Source organism: Natrialba aegyptia DSM 13077, from assembly GCF_000337535.1.
Classification (GTDB): domain Archaea; phylum Halobacteriota; class Halobacteria; order Halobacteriales; family Natrialbaceae; genus Natrialba; species Natrialba aegyptia.
The window spans coordinates 1-6,137 of the sequence record NZ_AOIP01000025.1 but is presented as its reverse complement, the minus strand read 5'-3'; the positions used below and the strand labels follow the sequence as shown (position 1 = coordinate 6,137).

Annotated in this window: 5 protein-coding genes; all 5 read right to left on the bottom strand. The window is 62.6% G+C overall.

From position 1 onward, the window contains the following. Positions 1-152 precede the first annotated feature (152 nt). The 5 genes from C480_RS10300 to C480_RS10270 all read right to left on the bottom strand — a co-directional run bounded on the left by C480_RS10300 (position 153) and on the right by C480_RS10270 (position 5,992). Positions 153-1,295, bottom strand: coding sequence for a hypothetical protein (locus C480_RS10300; protein ID WP_006665557.1), 1,143 nt, complete (start codon positions 1,293-1,295; stop codon positions 153-155). 687 nt (positions 1,296-1,982) lie between these two features. After that, entirely contained in the window at positions 1,983-3,047 is a 1,065-nt protein-coding gene (locus tag C480_RS10290; RefSeq protein WP_152424039.1) for a hypothetical protein, read from the bottom strand. Positions 3,048-3,163: 116 nt separating this feature from the next. Beyond that, complete coding sequence (locus tag C480_RS10285) at positions 3,164-3,712, bottom strand: DUF4352 domain-containing protein (protein ID WP_006665554.1); 549 nt, start codon at positions 3,710-3,712, stop codon at positions 3,164-3,166. Between the two features lie 176 nt (positions 3,713-3,888). Then, complete coding sequence (locus C480_RS10280) at positions 3,889-4,416, bottom strand: hypothetical protein (protein WP_006665553.1); 528 nt, start codon at positions 4,414-4,416, stop codon at positions 3,889-3,891. Between the two features lie 1,051 nt (positions 4,417-5,467). Continuing rightward, on the bottom strand, positions 5,468-5,992 hold the full coding sequence (locus C480_RS10270) for a hypothetical protein (protein ID WP_006665551.1): 525 nt from the start codon (positions 5,990-5,992) through the stop codon (positions 5,468-5,470). Positions 5,993-6,137: the final 145 nt, after the last annotated feature.

Here is a 6,137-nt window from a genome sequence, read left to right as displayed (position 1 = left end):
CCCCCCTGTCCCCGGTGTGCCCGACTGGCCAGACGAGTCGTGCCACGCCTGGCCACCACCGGGGCCGTAGAGGCGTGCTGTGACCTCGGTAACGTTATCTGGGACTGTCCAGGTCTGCTCACTGCCAGTGTAATTGAATGTCTCTATTGTAGTCATCGGGACCCCTCGCTACGGCCCACAAGTCCCTTGCTGGCGTTCGGATCCACAACCGTCGTCGACGCTATCGCACCGATCCAGTTTTCCACCTCGGTCGGGATCGGTCCGTCCTCCCCCTGCGGAATGTCGAACAGCACGGCGTCGGCACCCCGCGAGAGGATCGCGTCCAACGCAAAGAGCGAGCCGTCGACGTCGAACGTCAGCTGGGCTTTGTCGCGGACCATCGCGACCTCGAGAAGGTCGACGTCGAAGAGGGAGACACCGCTCGGCTGAGTCAGGCCGACGTCGGTCCAGGACGAGGACGCCGAGTCCCACTCTTCGGCGGCGATCGTTCCGCTGGACTCGTCGAGGCGCAAGCGCAAGAGGCCGCTATCCAGCACGATCTCGTCGTCGAAGTCGTGCTGTGTCGAGAACAGTTTCTGCCACTGCAGGTTGCCGTCAGCGTCGTGTTTCGAAGCGTGGCCTCGAGTGTCGTAGACCCGCGTGTCGACGTCCTCCTCGTCTCCGTAGTCGATTTCGTAGAGCAGCGTCGCGTTCTCGGTTCCGACCGCGTTCTGGCCGGCGTCCAGGTCGAAAATGTCGACGTCTCCGAGCTCGGCGCTGCGGGTCTCGATCGGCGACGCGGTCGTTCGGGCCTTGGTCTCTGGATGGAGCCACTGCGACTTCGTCGCCAACGCCGGGACGCCGACCAGCGCCGTCGTGCCGTTGCCGAACTCGTGGTCGGCCTGTCGGCGGTTGGGCTCGATGGCCCGCCAGTAGTCGTTTTTCGTTCCCTTCCGTGTTAGCGAGAGGTCGTATCGCTGGACGCGCGTCGTATGGGGCTGGACCGGATCGACAGTCGCGCTCTCGAGCGCGTAGTAGCCGTCCATCGATGTCGTCTCGGGGAGGCCAGTCAGTGGGAGCGCCTCGAACCCCGACGACTGGGCGAGTTCTTCGAGTTCATCGGCCATCTTGCCAGCGTACCGGTCGCGGTAATGGCCCGTGATTGTCTGGTCGCCTGGTTCACTCGTGAGTTGTTCGACGACGCTGCTATCCGCCCCGAGGATGCCACTTGACGCGAGTTGCTGCTGCAGTTGCGCCGACAGCCCCGTCTGCGGGTCTCGTGGGATGACAAGGGGGTAGAGTTGTAAATCAGCCATGCTATCCGTCCGTTTGCTTACTGCCGTCGATCACTTGCTCGAGGCTGACCGTCTCGACCCAGGTCACGCTGCCCTCGTAGACGCTGCTCTCCTCGGTCGAGTTGAACCGCACATTGGGGTTCTCAGGAACAACCTGTAGCGGCCCATAGCGGCCTTCGTTGCTGTACTCTCCCGCCTGCAGCGTTGCCGGGTTGGTCGAGTCGATCCGTGCTGTGTTAAGGAATCTGTCGAACACGGCCATCTGGGCGTGGAGATCCTCGCCAGTCGCATCGGTTTCCGNGTTGGTCGAGTCGATCCGTGCTGTGTTAAGGAATCTGTCGAACACGGCCATCTGGGCGTGGAGATCCTCGCCAGTCGCATCGGTTTCCGACCCACCGTTGCCAGTCGCTCCCCACTGGTGCTGTGACCCGGTATATCCGCGGAAGTCGAGTGTGATCGCGTGGATCCCCCCACCGATGTCGAACGAGAGTTCCTGTCGGATCCCGTCGCCGATGTCGGTGTCGGTCTGGTCGGCAATCACGTCAAGGATCGAGCTGGCAGCGACCGAAAGTGTCCCCTCTGACTGGAAGAACTCCTGCGTCCGCATCTCATACTCAAGGCCAATATCGCTCGGGAAGACGAACGTCCCATCGACGGTCTGCCCGCCGATCTCTGCGTTGTGGATCGTGACCTGCGGCTTCGTCCACGTCATCGGCCCTTAACCTCGCGCTTGAGTTCTTCTATTTCCCGTTCAAGGTCACGGCGATCCCGGTCCATCTGCCGCTTCAAATCGCTCGTGTCGATGTTGTACGTCGGTGAGTGGCGGATTTCAGTCCGCGTGGTTCGAGCACTGTTCGACTCGCCGCCCGGGTTCGCCCTCGGACCGACATCAGGAAGGTCGTCGAGTGTGGTCGGCTCAGGATCCCCGCTCGGCGGGTCGATATTGTCGTAGTCCTCCCAATCGAGTATGGATCCACGGTCTGCAGCGGGAGTCGACGCCGACGACTCCATATCAGCGTTAGGACCAGCAGGGCCCGACTCGGAGCCGATGTAGTTCGAGATATCAATCTTGCCGGTGATGATGGCCCCTGCTGCGACTGTTCCGATGACTGCGGCCGCAGTGACTGGGTTCAAGAGCGATGCCACCGACACCCCACTGACGACCGAACTCAGACTGACGCCACTCAACAGCGCCGTGATCGACGACCCGGTCAGGAACGACGTGATCGACACGCCGCCGGCGATGAACGTCCCGATACCGACGCCAGTCTCGACATAATCCGGGAGTGAGAGCGGCCCAGTGACGAGGTCTCCGAGGCTGTTGATCGGGTTGATGATGTCCGAGGCGGTGACATCGCCCTCGATGAGGTTCTTCGCGATGACGGTCCCTGTGACGAGTGTCGCAGCAGCAACCGATCCTTTCACGAGAGTGGCTGCACCGACCTTCGTCACGAGCGACGAGAGTGACACTGAGGTAACGAGTGAGGAGAGGCTAACCCCGCCAGTCACCGCCCCTGCGAGACCTCCCAGACTGATGAGGCTGGTAAGCCCGCCACCACCCCCGCCACCGCTTGCACCACCCCGTTCGGTCGCCTCGAGGAGATCCGACAGCAGTGTGTTCCGCTCTTGGTCGAGTTCGACCGTCTCGTCGAGACTCCCGGAGACGCCCGAGAGATGGGTCCCGACGGCTGTCGTCGCGGTCGCTGCGACACCACTTGACTGAGCGCCTGTTCCACCACTCCTTGAGCCACCCGTCCGCAAGTCGACACTCACACCACTCAGTTCGCGCTCGAGCTGCCGGCTGGCGCTCTGGAGTGACGATTTGCTGAAAGACAGGTCTGCTTCTGTGCTAAAATCGGTCATAGGAAACGTTGGTTGCTATCTGCGCGTCAAGGGAACGCCGCCGAGAGCGACGTGTTTCGTGTGAACTCCACGTCGATCTGCTCCGCGATGGCGTCTTGGTTGGCCGTCAGTGTCGCCGTCTCGGTCTCAACCGGGACGTGGAACGCCACCCAGCCAGTTACGGTTTCGCCGCTGCCGGCGGTTTTGCCCCGGAGGTAGTGCTCATCGAAGGCGACAATCTCGTACGTTTCGCCCCCGCTTTCGAGGATGTACTGGTGCGCCAGGAGCTCGCGTTCGGCGTCGCCGGTGTTGGTGACGTCCATCCGGACGATCACCCACTTGTTTCCGTCTTCAGCGATGGTCGAATGCTCTCCAGGGCCCAACTCTGTCGAGACGCGGGCGTTGTACGCGATCTCGAGCGAGACGTCAGCGTCTTCGGCCTCAAGGTCTTCGGAGTCCAGTGTCACGCCAGGGACATCGCCACCCGAACCCGCACCCGGGTCCGAGTCCGGGTCTGGGTCCGGATCCGTTGTTGCCGTGGAGTTACACCCAGCGAGCAGCGGCACCATCAGCGCGAGGTAGTGTCGGCGGTTCATGTCCGTAATGATTCTTGTCGGATATAGTTAAAGTCCCTCCCTCGGACGGGGCGTCGCGAACACCTCGGTCGCAACGATCGCGATCGCCTCGAGGTCGCGGACGGAACACTGCCGCGCGACGGTCGGCGCGATCCCGCATGCGCCGGCGACGCCGATTAAGTAGTCGACCTTGGCCGCTACGTCGACGTCTCCGCCTGACTCTCCTCGAGCAAGTCGCCGTAGTTGATCTCTGCGTTTCCCCCCATACCCGTGAGTTCGCCGATGCGGGCCTCAGCCCATATGAGATAGTGAACCGGGAGGTTGGCGACAGTGGAGATGCGCTGATCCTCTCCCATCGAATCGTCGATGTACGGCGCGTCCTCAGTCCCACGTTCGACTTGGTAGACGCGTGCCGCGCCACTGCCAGCGCCATCGGATTCGAGGTCGTCCTGCATAGCGCCGAACTCGCCGCCAGTCAGCCCGGCGAGTGTGATCTCGGCGACGTCTTCATCCCAGGCCGGCGCGTAGTCGGCCTCAAACGCCTCGTCACGGGCCCAGCGGATGCCCTGCAGTTGGGTCTGTAGACGCTCCTGGCGTTCAAGCAACCCGAGGGCCGCGGGATTGTCGTTCTCGATCGACTCGAGAACCTCCGCGAGTTCGCCGAGTTCATCTTCGATGCGCTCCTCCTCATCGTCCAGGTCGTAGGTTTCAGTGCGTAGTGGCATGGTTTAGGCTACCGCCGTCTGGCCAGTGACGTTGAAGGTCGTCGAGTCGGTCACGTCCGTGTCGCCATCAGTGATGACATCGTTCCAGGAGTTCGTGTTCGGCTTGAGTTTCGACAGCGAGTACGTCGAGACGCTCGTCCCGCCGACAGCGACGTCGAGTGACCCCGCGACGCTGTTCATTCGTGCGGCGGTCGTCGTCGCACCAGCACTGCCGTAGGCGAGTTCCGTACGCGACGGACCGGTGATGATCGCATCGACGTTCAGTTCCGTCTCGGGGCGAGCGAGGACCGCATCGACCGCGACGTGATCCGCGCCCCACTGGAACCGACTGATGTTCGAGATCGACAACTCCGCGGACTGGAGCTTCGCGACGCTGGTCCCGTCGATATCGAGCGTGACGCCGTGGAACATCGCCGACGTCCCGTCACTGACGGTGTTGATTGACGAGGGNAGCTTCGCGACGCTGGTCCCGTCGATATCGAGCGTGACGCCGTGGAACATCGCCGACGTCCCGTCACTGACGGTGTTGATTGACGAGGGTGTGATCGTTGTCCCGAGATTCTCGTCGGCGTACGCCATCGTCAGCGTGTAACTGACTGGCTCGCCCTGTTCGTAGCTGACCGAGTAACCCATCGGGACACAGCCGACCAGTTCGCGCTCGGCCGTCCCATCGAGGTAGTCAAGGCCGACGTAGACCCGGCCGGAAGCCGCTCTCCCGGGCGTGAACCCTGACCCTGCGTCGTTGAAGACGAGTTCCTCGACGTCGCCGTGGACATCGCTCGAGATGACGGCCTCGACTTCGAAGGCTCCCTCAAGATTACCGGCAACCGACTCGACGTACTCGGCCTGATCGCCCTCGGTCAGGTTGCTCAGCGCCCGCTCGAGCTCAAGGTTGTTGATCGAGGCGTCCCGGCCAAACTTCCAGTACTCCGGAGTGCCGTCGGAGTCCGAGTCGACGAGGTCGCCTGTGAACGTCTGCTCTTTTCCGAACGCAACGGTTGCTGCTCCTCCACTCACTATACTATACCTCCGTCAGTAGTGTTGTATCGAATCATGGTTGGTTTGCGTAGCCGATAAAGCGGTGCTCCCAGTCCCGCCGAAAGTAGTCTCTGTCGTCGGCGCTCAGGTCCGTCTCGTTCTCTGGTGGGGAGATCGTGTGGTAGGCGACCGAGCCGATCGGGTCGTCGTCGACGTCCTCGACCGTCGGGTAGGAGCGCTCAACCGCGATCGCGTGTTGGGCGTACCGGACCAGCTGCTCGAAGTGATCTGCCGAGTCGATATGGCCCCACTCGCCGTCCTGGGAGGTTGTCCCCTCGAACCGTATCGACACGGTCGTCTCGACTCGGAAGTTGTACTCGTCGCCGACCGGTTCCGGACTGCGGCTTTCCAGTGACGCGCCGATCGCGTTCCACTTCGTCAGTTCGCGTTCCTTCGTCCGCTCGCCCGTTTCGAGAACCTCCGGATCGTCGCGATGGATCCGTGCCTGGACCGGATCGCCGTTCTCGTCGACCGGCCATGTGCCCGGCCAGTTGGTCTTGATTGTCTCGAGAAGCCATCGTACTTCGTCTTGAACCATCGATTAGCTCCCCTCCTGTCGCAGCCACTCGAGACCGGCCTGGACAAACCGCGACTGCGGGAGGCCGGAGACCGAAACCTCGTCGGTGAACACGCGCACGCCGTCGCCCTCGTCCGGCCAGCGCTCGCGTGCACTCGCCGGCGGG

What these genes read in the sequence shown, in the direction of transcription:
- C480_RS10285 (WP_006665554.1), bottom strand. Translation starts at nt 3,712, where the DNA reads ATGAACCGCCGACACTACCTCGCGCTGATGGTGCCGCTGCTCGCTGGG.
- C480_RS10300 (WP_006665557.1), bottom strand. Translation starts at nt 1,295, where the DNA reads ATGGCTGATTTACAACTCTACCCCCTTGTCATCCCACGAGACCCGCAG.
- C480_RS10280 (WP_006665553.1), bottom strand. Translation starts at nt 4,416, where the DNA reads ATGCCACTACGCACTGAAACCTACGACCTGGACGATGAGGAGGAGCGC.
- C480_RS10270 (WP_006665551.1), bottom strand. Translation starts at nt 5,992, where the DNA reads ATGGTTCAAGACGAAGTACGATGGCTTCTCGAGACAATCAAGACCAAC.